The sequence below is a fragment of the Rhizobium sp. SG741 genome (genome assembly GCF_012275435.1).
Taxonomy (GTDB): domain Bacteria; phylum Pseudomonadota; class Alphaproteobacteria; order Rhizobiales; family Rhizobiaceae; genus Rhizobium; species Rhizobium lusitanum.
Genome location: NZ_JAAZQP010000012.1, coordinates 224,757 through 250,796, shown reverse-complemented (window position 1 = coordinate 250,796; position 26,040 = coordinate 224,757). Strand labels below are relative to the sequence as shown.

Annotated in this window: 22 protein-coding genes; 17 read left to right on the top strand and 5 right to left on the bottom strand. The window is 60.7% G+C overall.

What is annotated here, in order from left to right:
* Nucleotides 1–44: 44 nt before the first annotated feature.
* The gene (locus tag FHT29_RS27115; protein WP_168600371.1) at nt 45–332 is read right to left on the bottom strand and encodes a hypothetical protein; all 288 of its coding nucleotides are present in this window, start codon (nt 330–332) and stop codon (nt 45–47) included.
* Between FHT29_RS27115 and repA the strand changes: the two genes are divergently transcribed.
* The 3 genes from repA to repC all read left to right on the top strand — a co-directional run bounded on the left by repA (nt 277) and on the right by repC (nt 3,878).
* Entirely contained in the window at nt 277–1,491 is a 1,215-nt protein-coding gene (gene repA, locus FHT29_RS27110; RefSeq protein ID WP_047636054.1) for a plasmid partitioning protein RepA, read from the top strand. The genes FHT29_RS27115 and repA overlap by 56 nt on opposite strands.
* Nucleotides 1,488–2,477, top strand: coding sequence for a plasmid partitioning protein RepB (gene repB / locus FHT29_RS27105; RefSeq protein ID WP_047636053.1), 990 nt, complete (start codon nt 1,488–1,490; stop codon nt 2,475–2,477). Before repA ends, repB begins: the two co-directional genes overlap by 4 nt.
* Before the next feature lie 186 nt (nt 2,478–2,663).
* Entirely contained in the window at nt 2,664–3,878 is a 1,215-nt protein-coding gene (gene repC, locus FHT29_RS27100; protein WP_168600514.1) for a plasmid replication protein RepC, read from the top strand.
* A 1,303-nt stretch (nt 3,879–5,181) separates the two neighbouring features.
* Here repC and FHT29_RS27090 read toward each other — a convergent pair.
* The 3 genes from FHT29_RS27090 to FHT29_RS27080 form a co-directional block, all read right to left on the bottom strand.
* Entirely contained in the window at nt 5,182–6,492 is a 1,311-nt protein-coding gene (locus tag FHT29_RS27090) for a hypothetical protein (protein ID WP_077472856.1), read from the bottom strand.
* A 157-nt stretch (nt 6,493–6,649) separates the two neighbouring features.
* The gene (locus FHT29_RS27085; RefSeq protein ID WP_068391584.1) at nt 6,650–8,845 is read right to left on the bottom strand and encodes a hypothetical protein; all 2,196 of its coding nucleotides are present in this window, start codon (nt 8,843–8,845) and stop codon (nt 6,650–6,652) included.
* A gap of 2 nt (nt 8,846–8,847) precedes the next feature.
* On the bottom strand, nt 8,848–9,504 hold the full coding sequence (locus tag FHT29_RS27080) for a helix-turn-helix domain-containing protein (RefSeq protein ID WP_047636049.1): 657 nt from the start codon (nt 9,502–9,504) through the stop codon (nt 8,848–8,850).
* A gap of 161 nt (nt 9,505–9,665) precedes the next feature.
* Here FHT29_RS27080 and FHT29_RS27075 point away from each other — a divergent pair, with 161 nt between their 5' ends.
* From FHT29_RS27075 to FHT29_RS27010, 14 genes are all read left to right on the top strand, one after another.
* Nucleotides 9,666–10,124: a transposase gene (locus tag FHT29_RS27075; RefSeq protein ID WP_047636048.1), complete on the top strand. Its 459-nt coding sequence runs from the start codon at nt 9,666–9,668 to the stop codon at nt 10,122–10,124.
* A gap of 74 nt (nt 10,125–10,198) precedes the next feature.
* Entirely contained in the window at nt 10,199–10,786 is a 588-nt protein-coding gene (locus FHT29_RS27070; RefSeq protein WP_047636047.1) for a hypothetical protein, read from the top strand.
* A 225-nt stretch (nt 10,787–11,011) separates the two neighbouring features.
* Nucleotides 11,012–11,761: a sulfite exporter TauE/SafE family protein gene (locus tag FHT29_RS27065; RefSeq protein WP_047636046.1), complete on the top strand. Its 750-nt coding sequence runs from the start codon at nt 11,012–11,014 to the stop codon at nt 11,759–11,761.
* Between the two features lie 360 nt (nt 11,762–12,121).
* Nucleotides 12,122–14,242 (top strand): ParB/RepB/Spo0J family partition protein, encoded by a 2,121-nt coding sequence (locus tag FHT29_RS27060; RefSeq protein WP_047636045.1) that lies wholly within the window; start codon nt 12,122–12,124, stop codon nt 14,240–14,242.
* A 103-nt stretch (nt 14,243–14,345) separates the two neighbouring features.
* Entirely contained in the window at nt 14,346–15,002 is a 657-nt protein-coding gene (locus FHT29_RS27055) for a hypothetical protein (RefSeq protein WP_047636044.1), read from the top strand.
* 76 nt (nt 15,003–15,078) lie between these two features.
* Complete coding sequence (locus FHT29_RS27050; protein ID WP_168600513.1) at nt 15,079–16,269, top strand: DUF932 domain-containing protein; 1,191 nt, start codon at nt 15,079–15,081, stop codon at nt 16,267–16,269.
* Between the two features lie 106 nt (nt 16,270–16,375).
* On the top strand, nt 16,376–16,630 hold the full coding sequence (locus tag FHT29_RS27045; RefSeq protein WP_047636042.1) for a DUF6117 family protein: 255 nt from the start codon (nt 16,376–16,378) through the stop codon (nt 16,628–16,630).
* A 133-nt stretch (nt 16,631–16,763) separates the two neighbouring features.
* Complete coding sequence (locus FHT29_RS27040; protein ID WP_168600512.1) at nt 16,764–21,182, top strand: bifunctional class I SAM-dependent methyltransferase/DEAD/DEAH box helicase; 4,419 nt, start codon at nt 16,764–16,766, stop codon at nt 21,180–21,182.
* 12 nt (nt 21,183–21,194) lie between these two features.
* Complete coding sequence (locus FHT29_RS27035) at nt 21,195–22,244, top strand: toprim domain-containing protein (protein ID WP_168600511.1); 1,050 nt, start codon at nt 21,195–21,197, stop codon at nt 22,242–22,244.
* Between the two features lie 318 nt (nt 22,245–22,562).
* Entirely contained in the window at nt 22,563–23,504 is a 942-nt protein-coding gene (locus tag FHT29_RS27030; protein WP_047636039.1) for a DUF2493 domain-containing protein, read from the top strand.
* 63 nt (nt 23,505–23,567) lie between these two features.
* Nucleotides 23,568–23,828: a type II toxin-antitoxin system prevent-host-death family antitoxin gene (locus FHT29_RS27025; RefSeq protein ID WP_047636077.1), complete on the top strand. Its 261-nt coding sequence runs from the start codon at nt 23,568–23,570 to the stop codon at nt 23,826–23,828.
* Complete coding sequence (locus FHT29_RS27020; RefSeq protein ID WP_047636038.1) at nt 23,818–24,237, top strand: hypothetical protein; 420 nt, start codon at nt 23,818–23,820, stop codon at nt 24,235–24,237. The genes FHT29_RS27025 and FHT29_RS27020 overlap by 11 nt, the downstream gene beginning before the upstream one ends.
* 579 nt (nt 24,238–24,816) lie before the next feature.
* Nucleotides 24,817–25,140 carry a DUF736 family protein gene (locus FHT29_RS27015; RefSeq protein WP_047636037.1) on the top strand — a complete coding sequence of 108 codons (324 nt, stop codon included), beginning with the start codon at nt 24,817–24,819 and terminating at the stop codon, nt 25,138–25,140.
* Nucleotides 25,141–25,196: 56 nt separating this feature from the next.
* A complete protein-coding gene (locus tag FHT29_RS27010; RefSeq protein ID WP_168600510.1) occupies nt 25,197–25,529 on the top strand; it encodes a hypothetical protein in 333 nt (110 codons plus the stop codon).
* 64 nt (nt 25,530–25,593) lie between these two features.
* Here the strand turns inward: FHT29_RS27010 and FHT29_RS27005 are convergent, their stop codons facing one another.
* Nucleotides 25,594–25,887, bottom strand: a complete 294-nt coding sequence (locus FHT29_RS27005) for an HU family DNA-binding protein (RefSeq protein ID WP_281408399.1) — start codon at nt 25,885–25,887, stop codon at nt 25,594–25,596.
* Between the last annotated feature and the right edge of the window lie 153 nt (nt 25,888–26,040).

The following is a 26,040-nucleotide window of genomic DNA, read 5'->3' as shown; positions in this document are numbered from 1 at the left end:
AAAGCAAGCTCCGACGCAGGAAAACGAGGCATGCGCCTGTATTCTCAACTGCTTTTTGCGAGGACTTTCGGATGTGCGCCTAAATACGTCAAACGCTTGTTTCGCTTGGAATTTGCGGGTGAAGAGAGCCGATTTTCCTTTAAGACCAGCAGGTTCGTTAAGAATTCGTTTACCATAAATAGCTTGCCCGCACGCCAGAATCGGGGCTTATTGCAACAGCGGTGTAAATCGGTTTTGGCCGCCCCAAAGCGCTGTTGTGAAATATCGGGCTGAAAAATGAAGCGAACGGCTGAGAAAAAATTGGCGGCACAGGAGACGTTGGTCGAACTCATCGAACGGCACTCCTCTGCGCTTGCAGCGCAGCTTCAAGCTCATCACCTGAGCACTTTCCCACCGGTTGCCGAGAAAGGGATTCGGCATTTCCAGCCATCAGAAGCTGCCAAGCTCGTGGGTGTCAAGGAGGTCTACCTTCGTCAGGTATCGAACGATATCGAAGATCTTGAGGTGAGCACGACGGCGGGCGGCCGCCGTTCGTATTCGGTCGAAGACATCGACAAGATCCGCAGGCATCTCGATCGTGTCGGCCGCGCTGACAGGCGGTATCTTCCGCACCGACGCGATGGCGAAGCGCTACAAGTTATATCAGTCATGAACTTCAAGGGTGGCTCCGGCAAAACCACAACGGCGGCGCACCTGGCGCAGTATCTGGGATTGCGGGGGTACCGGGTTCTTGCTCTCGATCTGGATCCGCAGGCGAGCCTGTCGGCGCTCTTCGGCAACCAGCCCGAACTGGATGTCGGTTCCAACGAAACCATGTACGGCGCGATCCGATATGATGACGAGCGCCGGCCCGTCCAGGAGATCATCCGTTCGACATACATTCCCGATCTCCACCTGATCCCGGGAAATCTGGAGCTTATGGAATTTGAGCACGATACCCCGCGCGCGCTGATGAAGCGCCAAGTAGGCGATGTGATGTTCTTCGACCGGGTTCGCCAGGTTTTGGACGAGGTTGAAAGCAACTACGATGTGGTTGTCATCGACTGCCCGCCGCAGCTTGGCTATCTCACGCTGTCCGCCCTCACCGCGGCGACGTCGGTGATAGTGACGGTTCATCCCCAGATGCTGGACGTTATGTCGATGAACCAGTTCCTGGCGATGGTGGCTGAGCTCCTTCGGGAGGTGGCCACAGCGGGGGGAAACGTCGACTTTTCGTGGATGCGCTACCTGATTACGCGCTTTGAGCCTGCCGATGGGCCGCAGAACCAGATGGTGGGCTATTTGCGGTCGATCTTTGGTTCTCACGTCTTAAATTTCCCAATGCTCAAGACGACGGCCGTTTCTGATGCCGGACTGACCAACCAGACCCTTTACGAGGTCGAGAGAGGTCAGTTTACGCGCAGCACATACGACCGTGCCCTCGAGGCGATGAACAACGTCAATGAGGAAATCGAAACCCTGATCAAGAAATCCTGGGGGAGAGCCGCATGAGCCGGAAGAACCTTCTAAACCTCGTACAGGTCGATGCTGCGCGTCCGGCAAAGACACAGGGCCGCCCGCTGCTTTCAACGTCTGTGCAGTCTGACGAATCCTCGGCGGACAACAAGCTTGTCAAGCAGGTCGGGTCCACGATCCGTGAGGAGAAGGCCCGTCAGGCCCGTGCAGATGAGATCGAGCGGCGACTTGCAGAGGGCCAGACTGTGATCGAGATCGACCCCGGCGAGGTCGAGCCTTCCTTTGTGCAAGACCGCATGCCCGGCGATATCGACGGGCTGATTAGTTCGATTAAGGAGCAAGGCCAGCAGGTGCCTATTCTTGTCCGCCCGCACCCGGACCAGGCCGGCCGCTATCAAGTGGCGTTTGGTCACCGTCGGCTTCGCGCCGTTCAGGCGCTTAAACGCCCGGTCAAGGCAATCGTTCGCGATTTGACGGATGAGCAACTCGTTGTGGCGCAGGGACAGGAGAACAACGAGCGCGAGGATCTCACTTATATCGAGAAAGCCCTCTTTGCCGACAATTTGCAGCAGCGCTTTTCCAGGGACGTCATCATGTCGGCCCTGTCTGTCTATAAGAGCGATCTATCTTACATGCTGTCTGTCGTGGTCAGGATCCCCCGGGATCTAATCAATGCAATCGGTGCCGCCCCGGGTGTGGGGCGCCGAAGCTGGGTTGAGCTCGCAGACCTGCTTGCCAAGGACGGATCGCTCGATTCGGCCAAGCTGTTTCTCGAATCGGCGGAAACTAAGGCCCTCCCCTCTGAGGCACGCTTCAAGGCTGTTGTCGCGCACTTGAAACCGCGGCCAGCTCGAGCGGCTGTTGACGTGTGGACCGCCGACGACGGAAAGCGCCTTGCGAGAGTGCTGAACACGGACGGGAAACTGGAAATCGCCATCGACAGGAAAGAAGCGCCTGAGTTTGCCGCGCTCGTCCTGGAGAAGCTTGAAAAACTGTATCGCGAGCACCGCTCAGCGAAATAGCACGCTGGATCAACAAGCCACGGAGTCAAAACCGCAAAAGAAAAGAGCCCCCTCAACGTCGCCGTCGTGGAAGCCCTTATCTGTTCTGTAGCAAGACAGAGAATCGCATTTCCATGAATCTTCGTCAAGAGTCTCGGCGCCATTTTGGTGAGCTCATTTTTTTTGCCTTCTGAAAGGTGAAAGACGATGCATACGGGAAATGTGACGACGCCGTTTGGGCGGCGGTCGATGACGCTTGCCCTCGTGAAGCGGCAACTGGCTGCGAACGAGATCAAGCCTGGTAAGTCTGTCGAAAAGTGGAAAGTGTTCCGAGATGTTGCTGAGGCCCGGGAAACGCTTGGCCTTCAGGATCGCAGCGTCGCCATCCTGGATGCGCTTCTAACGTTCCTTCCGACCAATGAACTGCGCCAGGACGGACAGATGATTGTCTTTCCTTCGAATGCTCAGCTGACACTGCGCGCCCACGGCATTGCTGGGGCCACGCTTCGGCGCCATCTCGCAATCCTCGTCGACGCCGGTCTGATTGTGCGAAAAGACAGCGCCAACGGAAAGAGATTTGCGCGGAAGGATCGTGACGGCGATATCGAAACGGCCTTCGGCTTCGACCTGTCTCCGCTTCTGGCGCGGGCTGATGAACTTGCTTTGATGGCGCAGGAGGTCGTGGCTGCCCGTGTTGCGTTCAGAAGGGCAAAGGAGACACTAACAATATGCCGAAGGGACGTTCGTAAACTGATCAGCGCGGCTATCGAGGAAGGCGCGGAGGGCGATTGGCAAGCAATCGAGGACATTTATCTCAATCTAATAGCTCGCCTCCCCCGCACACCGTCGCAGGCAGACGTCGGTAACGTGCTCAACGAAATGCAGTTGCTTTATGCTGAAGTGCTTAGGCGTCTGAATATTCACGAGGAAATCGAAATTAATAGCACCAATGATGCTCATAATGAGCGCCACATACAGAATTCAAAACCCGAATCCATCCGTGAACTTGAACCTCGCTCTGAAAAAGAGCAGGGGGCGAGGTCTGGTGGAGTTGATTTGCCCTCGCGTCTGGCGACCACATCCTTTCCGTTGAGCGTTGTGCTAAAGGCGTGCCCGCAGATTTGCGACTATGGACAAGGCGGTGTGGTGGGAGGCTGGCGTGATCTGATGTTGGCTGCCGTTGTTGTCAGATCGATGTTGGGTGTGAGCCCATCGGCTTATCAAGATGCTTGCGATGTGATGGGGCCGGAAAATGCGGCAATCGCGATCGCCTGTATTCTCGAGAGGGCGAACTTTATCACCTCGCCTGGTGGCTACTTGCGCGATTTGACCGGGCGCTGGGAACGAGGAGAGTTTTCGCTCGGCCCGATGGTCATGGCGCAGCTGAAGGTGAACAGTGGGGCAGCAGTTAGACGCGCCTAGCTGCTGCCCGGAGTTTTAGTCGCGCCTCTTTTATCTCGCGTCAATTTTAAGCCGTTTGATGCGTGTTCCCGCCGTTCCGGGAGTGGCCTCGCCAAATTCGTCTCGGGGTGATTGTCCCTCAAGGGTGCAGGGCATTCGGTGTCGAGCCGGATCCGGGCGGTGATATAGAAATGCGGAATTGGTCGGTGTTTCAAGATGGGCGTAGACACGAGGTGTCGAGGTTGTTCGGTGGGAGTCTAACAAGGCGTATGCAGACATCTGAGCCTTGAACATATTGGTGCATGCGCGACGATCATTGGAACTCCCGATCGCCGCCAGAATAGGGGTTCGACGCCACCGATCGGAGAGGCACCTGGGCAGCGTAAAGAGGTGAGGGCAGGCCCACTTCTGCGGTGTGAAGTTAGGCGCGCCTAACTTGCCTGTGTCAGTGGCGCGCGCAACATGGATTCGACCTCTGCTCGCCGGTCATCCTTTAAGATGGCTCGATCATTGCCAGCTAGGGCACCAAGACAGGGTGCGAGATTTGGGGCAGGCTAACGGGCGACCTTGAAGCGTACACATGATGGGTGGCTACGAGTTAGGCGCGCCTAACTTCAAACGTGTCGACGCGCGCAGCGGTGCGAAAAATCTAGTGGGGTGCCGGACCGGGAGTTCTTTTTCGTGAAAGCAGGGCGGCGCGGAGTATTCCATTTTTGCTTGGTATTATAGCCGCGACATTGTCATCAACGATAGCAGGCGAGGGTGGTCCTTTGTCCCGCTTCAAGGTCATAAAGCGCTCCTGCGCCAGCATTCGGTCAGCTGCAGAGACCGGCTCAACCACTCACCTTCTAAATCATAACGCATGGCGTTTGGCTGGGCGCTCGCGAAATAGTACCGCTTTGAATGGACATACGCAGCGACTGCGCGTCTCAGGACAGTCGTTCCAACGCGGGGATTCAAGCGGCTTTTGAGATCTTCGAACAAGCCGCTGTCGTTTGGCATTTAACTGTAAGAATGCGCCCGTTCCGGCAGCTCATGGCACTTAATCTGAGATTCGCCGGTTGGATTTTCGGCGCTTGACGCTCTCCGATTCCGAAATAGCGTTCTGTAATATTTCGCATTTTCCGATGAAGCTTGGCCATCGGTGGTCATCTTTTTCCAGGTGGTGAATCTCACACTAAGTGCCAAATCGAACCGGCGAATCTCAGATTAAGTGCCTGATCTCAATTTAAGTGCCGCGCTATCTTGTTGAATTATTGGATGCGGAGTCTTGCGATTAAATGCAAAACGACATTACCAAAGCGAGGCCGTCGCGTTCGCGGGTTCAGCTTTCCTCGACCAGCTTGTGTTTTTTCCAGGTTCTCGGGTTCCATTCGACCAGCATATGATGGCCTAAGGCTGGCCCGCCCGTTTCAAGGTGCAGAGCACGCATCTCGACCGATCCATCGAAGCAGAAGCCGGTGCGGACGGCGTTCGGTCCGGTTTCAGTGAGGTTCTGCTTACCGAGACTGCGAACCTCGAGGGTGGCAGAACAGCTGACGACAACACGCGAGCCGGTCTTGCGACCAATTTCAACGGCGCGACGGTATTCCCACCGACCGAATACGAGGCCCACATCCAGGACCGGCGTCAAGATCCAGTCGGGTTGTGCATGCAGCGCAGCGTCTCCGCCCGGCGTCTGTTGCTCAAGATCTTCGCAAATCAGCACCATCACCCGCCCAAGTCCGAGGATGTCGCAAAGCACCAATTCGCTTCCGGTGGCGCAATCTTCCATGTGCGAGTCATCGTCGTGACCGTCTGCGCGGGGTAGGGCGCACTGCTTCATACGGGGCGCGGCCATGTTGAACGCATTCAGCTTGCGTTGACGAAACAGGACTTCGCCGGCACCCGTCATGACAACGGCCTCATTGAACGGCCTGTCGAGCCCTTTTGACCTCTCTTCGGAAGGGCCGCTTCCCGTCAGTACCAACGAGTGACCTAAGCGGGCCGCCCGGCGCAACGTTTCGGCAAGGCCCATAACCGCTGAGCTGGTGGCGACGAGTTCAGGCAAGACAACGAGGCCCGCTCCCTTATCCAACAGAGCCGAGACTTCGTTTTCGATCCTGACGTCCGTAATCGACGAACGCGGCACCGTGTCCAGAAACGCTTTATGGCGTCGGTCCGACACCGAAAATTCGAAGTCGTCACGATCCTCGGCAATTGGCGCAAGGCCCACTTTTTGAGCCGCGTCGTGCGAAACATAGATTTGACTTGGCGGCGGCGCCATCGGCCGCAATTTGAAACTTTTCTGCAGGTCAGGAACGAAGCTCAGAAAGGAAAACTGATGAGCGAGCGCAACCCCACTTTGTTCTAATCCCTTTGTCCGCTCCTTGCCCGGCATCAACAGGCCTTTGGGAAGGACGAAGCCTTTGCCAGACAACTCGGCATAGGCGCCTGTCATCGTCCGCTCCGCCCGCATCGCCGCCAACATCTGTCCACCTGCCGATGAGCGGCCAGGGAGCCGCGTCTTGATAGAGGGATGGATGCGCATCGCTACCTGGTCGAGGGCGCACATCACCACAAAGGCACGTTCATGGGGCGTGTCGACCTCACAGCTGAACGCCACCAACCGGCGGCCAAGATAGTCGGTTACCATGGCTGGAACGTCTGCAGTTGACGCTCCCTCCAAGAGCTCGACGAGCCGCCCGAATTCAGCTGCGTGCCGTCCGGACCATGGGGCAAGCGTCGCCTCAGCCTCATAGGGTTCGACGATTTGCCACAATTCCGCGAATAGTTGTCCCGGTTTCATGACGTCAGATCGGCTTGCGGATGAAGGTTTGCAGCAGGGGGACAAGTTGCGAGAAGTCCGTTCCGTCATGTCGCATCTTGTCGGTCAGCGCTCGCATGGCCGGAACGAAGGTTGAGGCGCCTTGTTCATCACTCCTGGTCAGCGTTGACAACAGTTCATTGAAATACAGATCGCCATGCTCCGAGCTTGCGATCGCCCGTTGAAAAAGACCGAGCGCTTGCTCCGTCAGCGGTGCGCCGCTGCGGATATTCGACAGCAGTGTCTCCATTGCCTCGTGTTCCCGGCCGGCATCGAGAAGGATCTCTGCTTCTTGGAGCGCCACTCTCGGGAGCGACTGGAAATCGGCTGAGGTGCTTTTAATACGGAAAAGCGCTTCGTCGAATTGGCCGCGACGCCGATACAATTCCGACTGGCACAGGAACAGCTCATCCTGGACGCGGTCCCGTCCGCCATCTGCCGGCAGAAGTCGGTCGGCGTGCAGTAATACCTGACCTGAAACTTTTTCAAAACGCTCATCCCCGATCTCCATCGCGACCTTGAGGCGCGTGATAAGGATCTCTATGATCTCGCCGAGATCCCTGTCGCGGGCGGTGGAGGTTTGCGAAAGAAGTTTGACCGCTGCGACGATCGCGCGCTCGGCGCCACTTCCGTCACCTCTTTCGAGAAGCTTGCTGGCCAGCAGACGCTGGGTTCTCGCCGGTTCGATCTCGTTGCCAACGGGTAGAGCGCGTCTCCCAATTGCGCGATAGATCTCGGCTATCTCCTTGTACGTCTCGATGACCTCGTCGGCGCGGCCCAAAGTGTCGAGAATTGCGGCCTGACGGTCGAGCAGTCGCGCGTGACGCCATTTTGCGATCGGCGATTTTTCTGCCCGCCACAGGCGCTCAGCATTGCGGCTCAAGCCGAGGGCTTTCTCGAACTCGCCATTGCGCTGCAGCAAGCCGGCGATATCGTCAAGGATCAGTGCATATCGCGTCGCATACGTGGTTGGTTCCTCGTTGTAGGCGCGGCGGGCAAGTTGTTCCGCTGTTTCGGCGAAGGTTGCTCCGGTTCGGAACGAAAGCCGGTTGTCGCGCCGCAGGACGAAACTCAATGCGGCTTCGGCAAGCGACATCAGCCATTCGGGCCTTTCACCATCGTCTGCGACCGCATTGTCCAACCAGAACTGGACCTGGCTCCAGGCGTCCAAAGTCGGTTGGTCGCTGATGGCTCGCAGGTCAAACAGCCGGGGATCGTCGAATGCGGCGCGGCGCCAGTATGATGATAGAACGTCTGCATCGACTGGCCGAATGCCTATTTTAGTAGAGCCGGTAATCCGGCGGGCCAGGTCGTGCATGGCATCTAGGAGAGACCCTCTTTCATCTGGGTACTCTTCAAAGACAGCAAGCTTCTCTTCGAAAGCGCACCACGGATAATTGCGCACTTCCGCCCGCCGGAGACTTTGCTCGACCTTGCGCGGTCCGCCCTCGATAAGGTCGATGAACCGCTGCGCGGTGTGACGTCGCGCCGCCTCGACAGTCGAACGTTCCTCGACCCGGCTGGGTACAAACTCCATTTTAAGCGCCGGTTTCTTCTGACTTTTGCGCGCCTCCTTGATCGAACGCGCGATCGCAGCCGTCCCCTCGATACTTTGACGGTTGTAGACAAGGCAAAGGACGAGAGCGTCGGGGAGCTGTGAGGTGCAAATACCGGCGGTATCGGCAACACCCGTTCGACTGTCGATTAGAACATGGGTGTAGCGGTTTCGAGCCCACTTCAGAATGGCATTGATAAACGGCTCACCGTCGAAACGTTGATAGAAACCGTTCCAGTCGAGACCGCCAACCTTGTGGCTATAATGCTCGTCCTGGCGACCGGCGCCGATAAAGTCCAGACAACCTGATCCCTTCAATGGCAGATCAAGAGGCTGGACGATGTCGCTGCAGTCGCCGAGCTTGAATCTGTCCTTGCGATCCGGCTGCGCGTTGAGTTGCTCGAGATAGTCCCAAACGCGGTCGATCAGGCCATTGCTTTCGCCCTGATCCGGGTCGCTTAGGAACGGATGAAAATAGCGGTGCAACCCTGGTGCTTCCAGATCCCAATCGATCGCAAGCACTCTTTCATCGTTCGAAGCCAGTGCCCAGGCGACGTTTGCCAGCGTCATGCTGCGCCCACTTCCGCCCTTGTAAGAGTAGAAGGTCGTAACCTGTGACTTTGCCATGGCTAACCTGTCGCACTTATTCTGGGAACCTCAGCCGTGCGCACATCGGGCGGGGTGGGCCGGTTGTCGAGGCTGAATCCGAGATTGACAATCTTGCTCTGGGCCAATGGCGCGCGGCGCGCAGCCTCGACACCTTCATCGACAACCAGCCGGCCGACAGGCGTCAGAGCGTTGTAAAGGTTCCGTCCGTGTCGATGGCTGGTGACCATCTCCATCGCCCGCAGTTCGTCCAGCAGACGCGAAATATATCCTTTGTCCTGGCCAAGTGCTGCGGCGATCTCGGTGTTGCGTAGAGATTTTACGGCCAGCATATCAAGAATGCGCGCGAACGGCTGCTGCTTTGCCTTCTTGATCGCGTCCTCGTCAGCTGTGGCTGACGCTGCATACCCCATGATATCCAAGGCCGCTGCCAGCCGCCCGGCAGCGTAATCCGGGGACAAACGATCAGCCCGGATCTTGCTTCGCAACGTGCTGAGCGCTCCTGTTGCTGCTTCGACACCTTGGCGTAACACCGGAGCCGCCGCAGTGGGCAGGACGTCAGCGACAGTCTCCATTGAGGCATTGAGAGCCAAGTCAACTCTCTCGGCAACTGTTTTGAAATCGTCTTTTGCGATTAGATCTCTTACGATATCGAAGCTATTCCACAAGGGGTTACGCATGATGAGCTTCTCCTGTTATGTTACAGATAGGGGTAGTCAACGATTTTGTCAACGGTGACTGCCGCGGGTGTTTCATGCTGGTGTAAAAGGCCGTGGACCAGGCGACGTTGACTCTTTCCCGCGCCTGGCCGAAAACGCATGCAACGATGCGAGGATCAACGATGATCGAAGACGACGTTCTGACACAACCGGATAGCGCCGAGACCAAAGCTGAAGTCGAGAAGACGAAAGTGACCGGACGCGGCAAACGGTCGAGCCCCAACAAGGCTGCGGCGGGCAAGGTTGCCAGCAGCGTTCAGAAGAGCGACAAGCCGAAGGCACGAGGCTTGAGTGACACGGACAAGCTTGAGAAGATCAGGCAGATCGAGGTAGCCGTCGCCGGCGGGGCAACCCTGAAAGATGCCGTGGGTGCGGCCTCGATCTCCGACCAAACCTATTATACATGGAAGAAAGCCGTCGCCGCACCAACGTCTGGGACGTCGTCCAGCCCAGTTGCTGTTGACGACGAGTTTGCCGAATTCATTCAGCTCGAGGAAGAGAATCGCCGACTGCGCAAACTGCTTGGCGAAAAACTCCGCACCGAAAACGCCGAACTGCGCAAGCGGCTCGGGATCACCTGATCAACTTGGTTTTGACGATGACGCTGCGCGGGACAGGATTTACTGGCCGCCGCTGTCGATGAAATTGACGAATTATGAAAATACCACAACGGCCCTTCGTGGTCGAATACAAGGCGAACAGGCGGCAAACCCAGACGCGACCTTCTTCCATTTGGGGCAGCCTTGATCTGCAGGCTGTGGCCCGACAGGTCGAGGCCGACGGGATTTTGCCTGATACCGGACATTCGGTTGCGAGGCCGACAGTCAACGACCCAAAACCGGCTGAAACCCCCGTCCCGTCGCCGGATCTCCTTGCCATACCCGAACATAATCCCCAGGGACCTGCTGCTGGCATCCTACCCGAGGGAATTGGCGCGGCGAAGCAGGAGCTTTCATCAGAGGCTGCGGCAACCGAGAAGTCCGTGCCGCCGACGCCGCGGCATGTGCGCACTCCCGCTGCGTCGAGGCGGACCGTCGTTGCCTCGGTGCAGACTGAGCCTGCATCGATCCCGGCGATGACCCCCGTCAACGATCGCCGGGCGGGCCTACCACCAGACAACCACATGGATGACCTCAACGCACTCGACGCAGAAAACCGCCGCCTGAAACGTCTCCTGATGGCCAAGCTCCGTGACGAAAATCGGGCACTTCAGACGATGTTGTGCCGGTTCGATACCGAATGAAGAAGGCGCTGGGCGAAAGCGGTTTTTTTGCCATTTGAGTGAGGTTGGTCGGCGCATCTCAGGCAAGCTCCCCGACGTCTCCTGTTGCGAAGCGTCGCATTCATCCGTGCATGGACTGTTCTTGCGGGCGCGGCAGCGATCTGGTTAGAAGGTGATCCATAGGATCGTCGCCTTTGCCTCGAAGACGAAGGCGGATGGTCGCATCGCCCGGGGTTTTTTCCGACCATGTTCGATCTTTTGCTGCTTTTCGTGGCTGGCTTCCTCGCCGGCAGTATGAACGCGCTGGCCGGTGGCGGTTCGTTCGTGTCGTTGCCCGCCCTGATCTCCGTTGGCGTCCCGTCCGTGATCGCAAACGCGACCAGCACCTTCGCTCTCTTTCCGGGAGGCTTGGCAAGCTCCTGGGTCTATCGTGAGGGCGTAAGAGATGTATGCGGTGTCGGGGTCAAGCCGATTGCAGTTGCCACCATCACAGGCGGTGTCACCGGCAGTATCCTTTTGCTTTTAACGCCCACGACGACATTCGACGTCATGCTGCCATGGCTCTTGCTCATCGCCACGTCCATGCTCATTCTCGGACCCAAGCTCGGCATTCGGCTGCAACGGGCAAAACGCTCGCAGACCGCGCTTGTCTTGCCGATCCAATTACTGCTTGGCATCTATGGCGGCTATTTCGGCGGAGCGGTGGGACTGATGATGCTCGCCGCGTGGAGCCTGCTTGGCGGCGGTGATATCAAAAGTCTCAATCCGACCCGCATGGTCATGGTGACCGCCGCAAATGCGGTGGCTGTGATCGTCTTTGTGCTGGCCGGCGCAATCGCCTGGCAACAATGCCTGCCGATGATTGCGGGTGCCTTTGCGGGTGGCTGGAGCGGAGCCCATCTCGGGCGCAGGCTGCCGGCGCCGATTGTCCGGGCTATCACCGTCGTGGTTGCCCTCCTGACCACCGTCATTTTCTTTGCAAGAGCCTACCTCTAGTCGACCAAGGGCTGGCTGCAGACGCTGTTGAAAAATAATCGAGGGACTCCGTTATCGACGCGTCGCGTTCCGGCGTCCGGTAAGCCGGGAATACGATCGATTTCCAGCAGGCCATTGAGACCGAGTGACTGGTATTGAAATGGCGTTTGGCACTTCTGTGGTTGCCGCCCGCGGCAGCCTTCACCCGAAAGGCTTCCATCCACGCAATATTGCCGGATCTTGGCCGAACGAGAAGCTTCGCCGGTGGAAGGGACGGTGGGGCATGGAGAAGGGGGTAGAGGGAGAGGAGGGAGGTGAAAGCTGTGACGGATTGAGAGGGTTGGAGAGAGGCTCCGCCCGGTCCGTCATGGAGAAATTGACATGGCTCAGGCTATGGAGAAAATCACCCTCAGTGCAGCTCGGGATATTCCCTTCAACAAGCTGGTGCTCAGCCAGCAGAACGTCCGCAAGATCAAGGTGGGCGTCTCGATCGAGGATCTGGCGGAAGACATCGCTCATCGCGGGCTGCTCACCAGCCTCAACGTCCGTCCCGAACTCGACGGCGACGGCAACGAGACCGGAATCTATCGTATTCCTGCCGGCGGTCGTCGCTATCGCGCCCTTGAACGCCTTGTCGTGCAGAAGCGTCTGGCAAAGACTGCGGGTGTCCCGTGCATCGTCAGTAAGGGCGAAACGCTCGAGGTAGAGGACTCGCTCGCCGAAAACGTCCAACGCGTCAGCCTACATCCGCTCGATCAGTTCCGCGCCTTTCAGACCCTGCGCGAGCAGGGCCTCGGGGAGGAGGAGATTGCGTCGCGCTTCTTCGTCTCGGTAGCCACCGTCAAGCAGCGCCTACGGCTGGCTTCCGTCTCGACGCGGCTTCTCGATCTCTATGCCGATGACGAGATGACGCTGGAGCAAATCATGGCTTTCTCAATTGCGAACGATCACGTTCGCCAGGAGCAGGTCTGGGACACGATCTCGCGCTCGCATAGCCGCGAGCCGTATTACATTCGCAGGCTGCTGACCGAAACCGCAATCCGTGCCAGCGACCGCCGCGCCGTCTACGTCGGCACTGAATCTTACGAGGCCGCCGGCGGTGTGACCATGCGCGATCTGTTCGACCAAGATCAGGGCGGTTGGCTGCAGGATCCGGCGCTCCTGGAGCAGCTCGTAATGGATAAGCTCAAGGCTGACGCCGAGGCGATCCGGGTGAACGAAGGCTGGAAATGGGTCGAAGCCGCCTTCGATTTTCCCTACGGCCACACGTCCGGTCTGCGCCGCTTCTACGGCGAGCAGGCCGAAATGACGGAAGACGAACTGGCCCGCTTTGACGCAACCCGTGCGGAATACGACAAGCTGGACGCAGAGTATGCGGAGGCGGACGAGTACTCGGAAGCGACCGAACAGAAACTAGAGGAGCTTGGTGCCGAGCTCGACCGGCTCAACGACCGCCCTTACGTGTTCGACCCGCAGGAGGTCGCCCGCGGCGGTGTCTTCGTTTCGCTCGGCGCCGGTGGTGAGCTCAAGATCGAGCGCGGTTTCGTTCGGCCGGTAGACGAACCACAGGCCGTGGGAAGTTCAACCGAAGATGTCGGCGGCGATATCACAGATCATGGTAGCGACCCGTCGTCTCCCAGCGGCGACGGCGTTCAGGCGGACGACGAGGACGAAACGCTCAAGCCGCTTCCCGACCGCTTGGTTCTCGATCTGACAGCGGCGCGCACGGTTGCTTTGCGCAATGCGCTGGCGAACAATCCGGTCATCGCCTTCATCGCGGTTCTGCACGCGTTCGTCCTGAAGATCTTCTACGTCTACGGCTCGGATTCATGCGTGGAGGTAACGCTGCAAAGCGCCCGCTTCAGCCAGACTCCCGGCCTCGGCAATACGGTATGGGCGAAGGAGATTGAGCAGCGGCATGAAGGCTGGGGCCAGGATCTTCCCAAGGATCCGAATGATCTCTGGGAGTTCCTGATCAAGCTCGACGAGGTCAGCCGGCAGGCTCTGTTTGGCCATTGCGCTTCGCTGTCGGTCAACGCGGTCATCGAACCCTGGAACAAGCGGACCCGGGCGATCGCCCATGCTGACCAGCTGGCCCGCTCGATTGGTTTCGACATGGTGGGGGCCGGCTGGACACCGACAGCCGACAACTATCTCGGTCGCGTCACCAAGGCCCGCATCCTGCAGGCGGTCCGAGAAGCCAAGGGTGACCAGGCGGCGGAGCTGATCGGCCATCTCAAGAAGACCGATATGGCCCGCGAGGCCGAACGACTGATGACAGGTTGCGGCTGGTTACCGGAACCGCTTCGCATGACGATCGGGGAAGGCACGATCGAAAGCGACGCTGTCGCAGATAGTGCCGTCCAGCCCGAGGTGGTTGAGCCTGTATTCGAAGCTTCAGACCTGCCGGCCTTCCTGCTCGATGAGCCAGGAACATCGAACGATAACGCCGGCGATACGGAGAATGAGATTGACGGCGGGCACCTCGCCGCCGCCGAATAGATTCATAAGCATCGCATCCGCTGACCCGATCGCCTTTGCGGTCGGGTCTTCTTTGCAACCAGCCCGGCCCCCGTGCCGGGTTTTTCCGTTTCAGGAGGCACCAATGCCCGACTTCACGATTGAGACCACCTACCACCTGCCGGTCTTCCGGCATCGCACTTACGCGGCTGACACACTGGACGCGGCGTGCCGTGCTGCTATCGAGGATGACAGTTGGGATATCGCCGAGAAGGATTTCGATTCCTCGGGACCAATTCATATCACCGGCATCTGGAACGGCGCACATGCGGCCTATGCGGGTCCGCCCATCCAGGTCCCGCAGCAATTCGAAGAGCCTGTCCAGCGCCGGGCGCGTCATTTCGAGATCCTGCTCGGACTATTGAAGATCCTGTTCGATGACGTCCGTGCGGCCCGGCCACCGTCGCTCGATTGGCTCGCGCGATCTGCCTGGGCGATTGCCAGAGGAGAAGCCATTCTCGCCGGAGACCCGGATCCTGAAGAGCCGGTCGACCCGCCAAAGCCGTCCCACGTCCTGGTCAGGCTTCAAGAGGATGGTGTGCGCGACGCAATCACGGCGGTGCTCGAAGTCGATCCGAGTTTCAAAGCTGTAGGGCGGGAGGCCGTGACCGACGACGAGGTCCACGCCGCATGCCTGTCCATCGCCACCACGATGGATTTTTCCGACGTGGTGGGAAGCGCCGAATTCCAGGCCGCGCTCTCGGCGATCCGCTCGGCGCATCGTCGACTGACCTCCGATTAATCCTTCTTCTTCCCCAGACATCCCTCAACCTCGCCCGGCCACCGCGCCTGGGTTTCGTCTTATGGAGACAATCCAAATGAACTCCCTTGCTTCCACTAACCAGCCCGCTTCCTCCGGCTTCAAGGTCGATATCTCCCGCGGTGAACGCATCGGACGTGTCTCGTCGGAATGGTTCTCGCGCCCCGACGACGAGCGGTTCCTGTCGCTGACCGAACTCCACGATACCGTTCGATCCCGCGCCGACCGCGCGCATGCACGAACCCTCGAAAGCGCCGCGATCCGCGTCGGGGCCACCCGCGACAATGCCGAACGTCTCGAACTCCTCGTCCCTGGTCAGCGCCAGCCGATTGCACCGACCCATTGGAGTTACGGTCAGCTCTGCAGCCTCGTGGGCGCACCCGCCACCTATATGCGCCAGTTACCGGCGCCACTCGCTGCCATCAACCTGCAGCATGGCCTGCTCAATCACCGCGCCGAATTGGTCAAGACGTTAGAATTGGACGATGGTCGGGTTGAACTGCGGGCCGTCACCGGACCGGAATATGGCCGCATCTGGGACCACGAACTGGTCTCGGCAGTGATGAAGATTGCGGGCAATGGGACCGGCGACACGATGTGGAAAGTGCCGGGGGTGCTCGATTGGGCGACCATGACCCACAATCCCTTCGTCGATATCACCAAGGACACCACGACGCTTTATGCCAGCGACCGGGACGTTTTCCTGTTCCTGGTCGACGACACCCATCCGATCGAGGCCGGCCGGTTGCCGAATGGCGAGCCAGATCTCTACTTTCGCGGCTTCTATGCCTGGAATTCCGAGGTCGGCTCGAAAACGCTCGGCATCGCCTCCTTCTATCTGCGAGCGGTCTGCGCCAATCGAAACCTCTGGGGCACGGAGAATTTCGAGGAGATCACCATCCGCCACTCGAAATTTGCCGCCCAGCGGTTCGCGCATGAGGCAGCGCCCGCGCTGACCAGCTTTGCCAATTCGTCGCCTGCGCCATTCATTGCCGGCATCAAAGCGGCACGGGAGCGGATCGTCGCGCGAAAGGATGACGATCGCGAAACCTTCCTGCGCCGGCGTGGATTTTCGAAAGGCGAGACCGGCAAGGTGATCGACATGGTGCTGTCGGAGGAGGGGCGGCCGCCGGAATCGATCTTCGATTTCGTCCAGGGCATTACGGCGCTCGCCCGCACCAAGACCAATCAGGACACGCGCCTGGAGCTCGAAGGCAAAGCAAAGAAGCTGCTCGAAAGCGCCGCCTGACATGTTCATGCGCGCCTGGCTCAGACCCGGCCGCGTCTGCGAACCCGATCGTCGTCATCCCAGAGCCCGGTCAAGTGCCGGGCCTCATTTTGTCTGGAGCACCCCAATGGCTATCCCCAATCATGCCCGTACAAACTTCGACACGCTGCTGCGCGCCGCGTCCGATGGCAATCTTGCTCTCATGGAATGCCTTGATGCCGCGACACGCGAGCCGCGTTACGTGCTCTGCGCCGTCGGCCGCAGTGACGGCGAATACGTCTTCACGCCATTCGGCCATCTCGCCGACGGCAATCCCTACGACGCCTATCTGCCGCCGGACCCAAAAGATCCCGCTGGCTTCATCGTAGGTCCGACCACCTAGACGCTGACGATCGCCGGCATCCTTCAATCTGCGATCATTTCCCACACCCTCACGCCGCAAGTTCTCCTCCTCCCGAAATTCGGAAGAGAGCACTTGGGCAGACCCATTCCCCTCTCATTCGGAGCCTCGACCGATGAATATCATCTCGCATCCTCACACCGTTTCCACCTCTCCGCGTCTTGAGACCAAAACCCGCGCTGACGCACTTATAGGTGCTGCCGGTCGAATCACGTCGCTTCTGGAGCAAGGTAAAGTCGTCACCACAGGCGACCTGCGACAGATCATGATCGAGGCCCTCCGCGGCAGCGACGCCGAGGGCCTCTGGCTCTGGAAAGACGCCTACGAGGCGACCGAGGTCGCTCAGGTCCTGTTTCTCCGCAAGTTCGGCGCGGCGATCATCGCGCGCGTCCATGCGCCGCAGTCGGCGCTTACGATGCTGACGAAGGTGGCAAGGCTCGTGCCGACCCATAGCCGACGCTCCGAGGAGAGCCAGGCGCTGCAGCAACTCTCGACGCCGATGCCACTCGCGTATGTGGCGTCCCGCGCCGCGGGCATCATGGCCGACGATATCGTTCTCGAGCCGTCTGCCGGAACCGGCCTGCTGGCGATCTTCGCCGAGCTCGCAGACGCGCGTCTGGCGCTCAACGAGTATGCGGTCGTGCGCCGCTCATTGCTCGAACAGCTCTTCGCCGGTGTCTCGGTCTCGCAGCACGATGCCGCCCATATCGACGACTATCTCGATGATGCTGTCCGGCCGACCGTCGTGTTGATGAATCCGCCATTCTCTGCGGTTATTCATGTCGAAGGCCGCGTCGCTGACGCCGCCTGGCGGCATCTGACCTCAGCCTTCGCGCGTCTTGCGCCCGGTGGCCGGCTTGTTGCGATCACCGGTTCAAGCCTCACCCCCGACAATCCTGCGTGGCGCGACGACTTCGTCCGGCTGCAGGGGCATGGCACGGTCCTGTTCACCGCGGCGATCGACGGCAGCATCTATGCCCGCCATGGCACGACGACCGAAACGCGCCTTACCGTCATCGACAAAGTTCCGGCAGACGACCCGAAGAGGCTTGTCGCCTCGAAGGGCGTCGCCTCCGATCTGGAAACGTTGCTTGCCTGGATTGAAGGGCTTTCACCGCGCTTGCCGTCGATGGAGACGAACGTCGCTAGCACCCTTCGAACGGTTGCAGTTCGAAAGGGCGCAGGAACTATGCGTTCGCCGGCCGTCACGGCTCCCCTGCATCGCCCAGCCGCCGCCGGTCAGGTTTCTCACATTCCGACGGTCCGCTCGTTGCCTGTCGATGACGAGATTATCGAGCTCAACTACGAATTGCGGGATGCTGTGGCGAAGGACGAGGCGGGCGCAGCCGATGGCATCTACGAGCCCTATCGGCTGCAGGCGATCCACATCCGCGGCACCCAGCCTCACCCCGACAGGCTGGTCGAATCCGTGGCCATGGCCTCGGTCGCGCCCCCGAAGCCAAGCTATCGCCCGCAACTGCCGAAGCGGATCGTCTCCAGCGGCGATCTTTCCGATGCCCAGCTCGAGAGCGTCATCTATGCCGGCGAAGCTCATTCCGGCTATCTCGCCGGCCATTGGATCGTCGACGCCTCCTTCGACAATCTGAAGGCCGTCGCACCCGACACGGAGCATGCCGTTCGTTTTCGCCGGGGATGGTTTCTCGGTGATGGCACGGGCGCGGGAAAAGGCCGCCAGGTCGCGGGCATCATTCTCGACAACTGGCTGAAGGGCCGCCGTCGCCACGTCTGGATTTCCAAGTCAGACAAGCTGATCGAGGACGCGCAGCGCGACTGGAGCGCGCTCGGGCAGGAAAAGCTCTTGGTGACGCCGCTGTCCCGCTTCCGGCAGGGCAAGCCGGTCAAGCTGGAGGAAGGCATCCTGTTCACGACTTTTGCGACGTTGCGCACCGATGAACGCGAGGGCAAGCGATCGCGCGTGCAGCAGATCGTCGACTGGCTCGGCGCCGACTTCGATGGTGTTATCGTCTTCGACGAAGGCCATGCCATGGCCAATGCCGCCGGCGGCAAGACCGAGCGCGGCGACAAGGCGGCATCGCAACAGGGCAGGGCGGGTCTTCGCCTGCAGCGCGCCCTGCCGAGCGCCCGCGTCGTCTATGTCTCGGCGACCGGCGCATCGGAAGTCGAATCGCTCGCCTATGCCGAACGGCTCGGTCTCTGGGGCAGCAGCGACTTCCCCTTCCCGACGCGCTCCGAGTTCATCGCCGCGATTGAAGACGGGGGAGTCGCCGCCATGGAGGTGCTGGCCCGTGACCTCAAGGCGATGGGTCTCTATGCGTCGCGTTCACTCTCCTTCGAGGGTGTCGAATACGAAATCCTCGAACACGAGCTCACCGAGGAACAGGTGCGCATCTACGATTCCTATGCTGAGGCGTTCCAGGTGATCCACAACCATCTGGACGCTGCCATGGAGGCCTCGGGCATCACTGGTGCGACCAGCGCGGCCGGCAAATCCGTCACGCTGAACAAAAATGCCAAGGCTGCTGCGCGTTCAGCCTTCGAAAGCTCCAAGCAGCGCTTCTTCAATCATCTCCTGACCTCGATGAAGACGCCGGCTCTTCTCAGAACGACTGCAGCAGACCTGGAGGACGGACATGCGGCCATCGTCCAGCTCGTTTCAACCGGGGCAGCGCTGACCGAGCGCCGGCTGGCACAGATCCCGACCGAGGAATGGGGCGATCTGCAGGTCGACGTGACGCCGCGGGAATATGTCATCGACTACCTGATGCACTCCTTCCCCGTGCAGCTCTTCGAGGAATTTTCCGACGCTGACGGCAATCTCAGCTCCCGGCCCGTGCACGACGCCGACGGCAACCCTGTGATCTGCCGCGAGGCAGAACGGCGCCGGGACGAGCTCGTCGAAACGTTGGGCAGCCTGCCGGCGATCCCGACCGCTCTTGATCAGATCGTCCAGCACTTCGGAACGAGCCAGGTCGCCGAGATCACCGGTCGCTCCCGCCGCATCGTCCGCCGCGAGGACAGCAGCTCTATTGGCCGCTATGCCGTGCAGAACCGGCCGGGCAGCGCCAATCTCGACGAGGCTCGCGCCTTCATGGATGACGAGAAAGGCATTCTTGTCTTCAGCGACGCCGGCGGGACCGGTAGATCCTACCATGCGGATCTTGCCGCCAAGAACAAGCGCCTGCGTCTTCACAATCTTCTCGAAGCGGGATGGCGCGCCGACGTGGCGATCCAGGGTCTCGGGCGCAGCCATCGCACCAATCAGAAACAGCCGCCGCGCTTCCGGATGATCGCCACCAACGTCAAGGCAGAGCGGCGCTTTCTGTCGACCATTGCCCGGCGTCTCGACACGCTTGGCGCCATCACCCGGGGCCAGCGCCAAACCGGCGGGCAGGGGATGTTCCGCAGCGAAGACAATCTCGAATCCCAATATGCCCGCGACGCGCTGCGGCAGTTCTATGGGTTGCTGCAGGCCGGCAGGATTGAAGGCTGCTCGCTTGACAGGTTCGAGAGCATCACCGGCCTGTCGCTGACGTCGGAAGAGGGCGGGCTGAAGAATGAGTTGCCGCCCATCCAGACATTCCTCAATCGCATGCTGGCGCTGACCATCGCGATGCAGAACGTGCTGTTCGAGGCCTTCGAGCAGTTGCTAGCCGCGCGCATCGAAGGGGCGATCGCCGCCGGGATCTACGACAAGGGCCTGGAGACGATCGCCGCCGACAGCATGACGGTCACTGAGCGCCGGCTGATCTATACACATCCGGTCACCGGCGCGCAGTCGCACCTGCTGACGATCGAGCGGAGGGATCGCAATGCGCCGATGCTGCTTCATGATGTGCTGACTCTCTTCAGGCAGGATCCACGCGCCAAGCTGATGATCAACGGCAAGTCGGGCCGGCCAGCGGTGATGGTGCCGACCCGCTCGATCATGCTGGACGACGGTTCTGTTCAGGCGCGCGTCTCACTGATCCGGCCGATGGACGAGCTGCGCTTCGAAGTCCGGCAGCTCGAAGAGACGTCCTGGGAGGGGGCTGACGAACAGGTCTTCGCCCTTGCCTGGGAGGCCGAAGTCGCGGCCGTGCCGGAATTCTCGACATCGGTAATGCATATCGTCAGCGGACTGCTCCTGCCGATCTGGAAACTGCTGCCGCAGGATTTCTGCCGCGTGCGGCGCCTGCAGACGGATGACGGTGAGCGCATCGTCGGCCGTGTCGTCGCGCCGGATCGTTTGGCCGGCCTTTGCCGCAACTTCGGGATCGACCAGACCATGGTGATCGCCCCGGAGCAAGCATGGGCGGCACTGATCGACGGATCCTCGTTCATCGGTCTTGCCGGCGACATGACGCTCCGCCGGGTGCGTGTGATGAACGAGTACCGCGTCGAGCTCATCGGCTTCATCGACGGCATGCGTGACTGGCTGCGGTCGGTCGGCCTGTTCTCCGAGATGATCAGTTGGAAGCTGCGTTTCTTCGTGCCGATCACTGACGAGGGGCCGGGCATTCTGTCGAAGCTGATGCAGCGTCACCGCCTCATCGACATTGCGCGCCGGTCGTAACGGAGGCCTGCCATGCTTTCCGCCTCCGATCTGGCGGACCGTCTCGCGCAAAACGCCGAGTCGGTCTGCCGCCACTATCTCTCCGCCGGCCGCCGGGCCGGCAATTACTGGCTCGTCGGCGACGTCGCCAACAACAAGGGCCGGTCTCTTTACGTGCATCTGATCGGCCCGCGCGCCGGCCGCTGGACGGACGCGGCGACCGGCCAGTTCGGCGATCTGCTCGATCTTGTCCGCGAGACCTGTGGCCTCGTCGATTTCCGCGACGTTGCCGAGGAGGCGCGTCATTTTCTCAGTCTGCCCCACCCCGAACCGGTGTCGGCCCGCAGGACCCGCGGCGGTGATGCCTCTCCGGTCGAGCGGCCGACGGCTGAACGGGCACGGCGGCTGTTTCGAATGACGCAGCCGTTGGCGGGTACGCTCGCAGACACCTATCTGCGTGAACGTGGTATTCTGCGGGCATCCACCCATGGCGCGCTCCGTTTCCACCCGTCCTGCTACTATCGCGATCTCGTGACGGGCCGGACGACCAGTTATCCGGCATTGGTCGCAGCCGTGACGGACGCCGCCGGAGCGATCACCGGCGTCCACCGCACCTATTTGTCCTCGGGGCTCGACCCGGATGGGGTCGGCAAGGCCAAGTTGGACGATCCCCGCCGCGCGCTGGGCGGGCTGCTCGGCAATGGCGTTCGCTTCCGCTTTCCGGTAAATGCGCCTGTGCCGGTCCTGGCGGCGGGCGAAGGCCTCGAAACCATGCTGTCGCTCTCGCATGTGCTGCGCGGCATGCCGATGGCGGCGGCGCTCACGGCCAATCACCTCGCTGCCTTCCGCTTCCCGCCCGGATGCCTGCGCATCTATATCGCGGCCGACGCTGATGCGGCGGGCCGGCATGGGATCGAGGGATTGAGCAGACGGGCTCAGGAGTGCGGGGTCCTGCCGCTGGTGCTGTCGCCCGAACTTGGCGACTTCAACGAGGATCTGCGCTGGCTGGGTCCCGACCGGCTGACCGCCAGCCTGCGGGCTCAACTCACCCCGGAAGACGCGATGGCTTATCTGCCCGCATGAGGCCGGAAGGGGCCGGTGGGCGGGGCCGGCGGCTTTGGTGAAGCACGGTCCGAGGATGCCTCCTGGGTGGGCGCGCCCGCGGGCCTGCCGAGAGGCGACCCTTACCACGCGGGCCTCCGGGCCTTCAGCGGGTCAGTCGGGTTTCTTCCCCTGCCGGTCGCAGGGCGACTCGGCATTCCTCGCGAAGCAAGAAACCCTTCTTCCGCCGCCCGGCGCTTCGCTGGGCCGCTGCGCTTTGCTTGCGGTTCCGGCCTCGGCCCGCGTGACCGGGTTCGCCGTCAGGCCGCGAGAGGCGCGGCCCAGCGAACGGAGATCATCATGAACCTGATCCTTAACCCCGACGATACCTTCGAGCCCCACCACGCTTCGTCTCCCACCGACCGCTTCATCTATGAGATGCAGGTCTTCGGCTATCGCCCCTTCCAGGACGAGCCCGATCCACGGCCATTGCCGGAGGAGCCGCAAGTCCAGTCGGCCATCACCGCGATCTTCGACGGCTTCACCGAAATGCTCGGCGACACCCGGCTGGAGCCCGATCTCGAAGACCTGTTCTGGTCGATCCCCAACCTCTTCCATCGCGCCGGCGAGCGCATCCAGCGCGAACTCGACCGCAACGAGGAGGCGCAGCGTACCGGCCAGCGCGCGCAGGACGGCTCGGAGGTGAAGAGCGTCGAACTCGAACGCCTCATTGCCGAAGGCATCACGCTCTTGGAGCGCCGTAACGCGTTCGAGTTCATGCGCGACTATTCGGCCGACCTGTTCGAGGCACAGACCGGTTCGTCCTGGCGTCCGCGCACCGGCTCCAAGGTCAACCACGCCAACATGACGGCGGCGATGATCGATAGCAGAGATTTCCTGTCCGCCCGTCGCCGCGCCGAGACCGAGGTGCTGATCCCGGCCGGCACCAAGATCGCGTTTTCTGGCGGTATGGACTATAACGACCACGAACTGATCTGGGCGAAGCTCGACCAGGCGCATGCCAAGCACCCTGATATGGTGCTGCTGCACGGCGGCTCTCCGAAGGGCGCCGAGCGCATCGCCGCCTGCTGGGCCGAGGCCCGCAAGGTGACGCAGATCACCTTCAAGCCGAACTGGACGAAACACGCCAAGGCCGCGCCCTTCCGGCGAAACGACGACATGCTCTCCGTCATGCCGGCTGGCGTCATCGTGTTTCCCGGCTCGGGTATATCAGGCAACCTCGCCGACAAGGCACGTCGCCTTGGTATCCCGGTCTGGCAGAAGACAGGAGACGGCGCGTGAGCGCCATTTCTTGAAAATATGGAAAACATGGAGTATATGGAAACCGAAGCGGAGACCATATTGATGAAGCAGTTCACGACAGGCGATCTCAACAAACAAGTCGGCGACGTCACCGATGCGGCAAGCCGCGAGCCGGTCGTTCTCACCCGTCACAACAAGCCGCGTTTTGTGCTGATGAGCTACGAGCATTATGAGCGCATGCGCACCGGTGGCGATCCGCGCCGTGCCTATCATATCTCTGAAATGCCCAACGAGCATGTCGCACTGTTCGACGAGGCGCTCGATCGGTTGGCGCGCGGCGAAGGCTACGACGATGAGCCGTGAATTCCGCCCCGGTGAGGTCATCTCCTATCCCTATCTCTGGGCATGGCAGCAGCAGCGCGGCGAGACCGAGGGGCGCAAGCAGCGCCCGGTCTGCGTCGTCATCGCGATCCGTGGCACTAGCGACGGAAACACGCATCTGGCGCTTCTGGCCATCACCACCCAGCCGCCGCAGGCAGGCCGGAGCGCTCTCGAAATCCCTGATATCGAGCGCAAGCGCGCCGGCCTTGGCGACTTGAAGCAGAGCTGGATCATGGTCGACGAGTACAACTACGATATCGTCGAGCGCTCCTGGTACATCGAGCCCGATCAGGACATCCTCGGCCGCTTCAGCAAGTCCTTCATGGTGAAGATTGCCGGCATGTTCGCTGAGGCGCGGAGCCGATCCGGCCGAGTCAACCGCCTCGATTGAGGCGTGCCGGCATCCCGGGTGTGTCTTCCGCCGTTGGGTATCGCTGGCGCGCCGTCGATGCTCAATGCCGACCCTGGCAGCGTCGGCTGGCAGGCTGCCGGCCGTTCTCGACCGATCTTGGCACCTCTCCATCACCGGACGCCGGAGCAACGCCCCGAAATCATGCCCGGTCACCCACAAGAGCTTCAGTGCAACTGAAGTCCCGTCAGGGTGGATGGCAATTCGAATGCAGCGTTGACCGAAGCGATCTGTGCAGACGGCGATAGGCTAGGTCGGGCGGATCAGACGCATCTAGTTCAGCCCATTGACAGCGAGAGTGCATTGACCTGAACGCCGGCAATGCCCGACACGAGCGCTGCACGTCCGGCGGGCCGCAAACCGGTCGCCACGACAGGACTCCCGCCGACGTCGCACTCAGAGACCATTCCCGTTCTTCATGTCGCCTTTCTAAGGGACCGGCCGCGACCAGCGTCAACCCGCAAGGGGTTCCCCTGCGCTGCGCTCCGGTGACGCCTGCGGCGCGGCCCCTTCTTCGGGCGCCATCGGGAATGGTCCCGATGCAACGAAGGAGACACCACCATGGCTACCACGATCGCAACCCTCACCGAAAAGACCGACGGCACACTCGAAGGCATCTTCGCCACCATCCGCGTCAACGCCCCGATCGCCCTCGTCCCGAACGCCAACAAGGCGAGCGAGGAAGCCCCGGACTACCGCATCATCCACCGCAAGACCGGCTTCGAGATCGGCGCAGGCTGGAACCGCATCTCCCGCCAGACCGGCGAGGAGTACATCTCTACGAAGCTCGAAGCACCCGAAATCGGCGTGATCTTCGGCAACGTCGCCCCCGCCCCCGGTGGCGAGCCCGGCAAGAAGGTCATCCTCTGGAACAGCCCGGCCTGAACCGGACCGCCGGCCCCGAAATCGGGGCCGGCGTCCTCATTCCAAAGGAGGCCGCCATGAGCCGCTACACGATCACTGTCACCCGAACCGCATCCCGCCACGCTGACCCGGATGCCACTATCGGCTACGACCGCCCGCTTCAGACGTTCTTCCTCCAAGCATTTCCGGACGCGGATGGCGAGGATCTTGAACTCTGGCTGGGCACGGAGTTCCGGGAGTTCGAAACACTGTCGCAACTGAGGACCGCGGCAATCGCACGCGGTTTCGACTTCATACCCTTGGCGTCCGGCATTCTTCACAAGCTGCTGGACGACCATGCCCGCGAAGCGCATCACGCGGTCAGCGACACGATCATCCAGGATCTCCTTGAGCGGACGTCCGCGCGCTGATGCAAATTCAGAACGGAAATAGCCCGGCACGGCGCCGGACTATTTTTTTGCTTGTCTGGCAAGATTACTTGTTCAGCGCATCCTTGAGAGCCTTGGCTGGCGTGAACGCCAGTTTTTTCGCGGCGGCAACCTTGATCGTCGCGCCAGTCGCGGGATTGCGAGCCTCGCGCTCCGGCGTTTCTTTGACTTTAAACTTGCCGAAGCCGGGGAGGGAGGTCTCGTTGCCGGCCACCGCCGCCGCGGTGATCGAGGCGATGACCGCCTCGACGATGGCTTTTCCCTGAACCTTTGTAAGGCCGTGCTCGCCTGCAATCTTGTCGGCGATTTCATTGGTGGTGGTCATTTCATGTCTCCGCATCGTGTTTGACCCGGAATCCCTGCCATCGCCATCAGGAACTGTCATCGACACGCTGCTGCAAATGGCCGGAAACTCCGGGATCTCCACAGTTATTCACGTGCGACAGGTCAGATGACCCGAAGACGGGCATCGAGCCCGCCTTCGGTTTCGGGT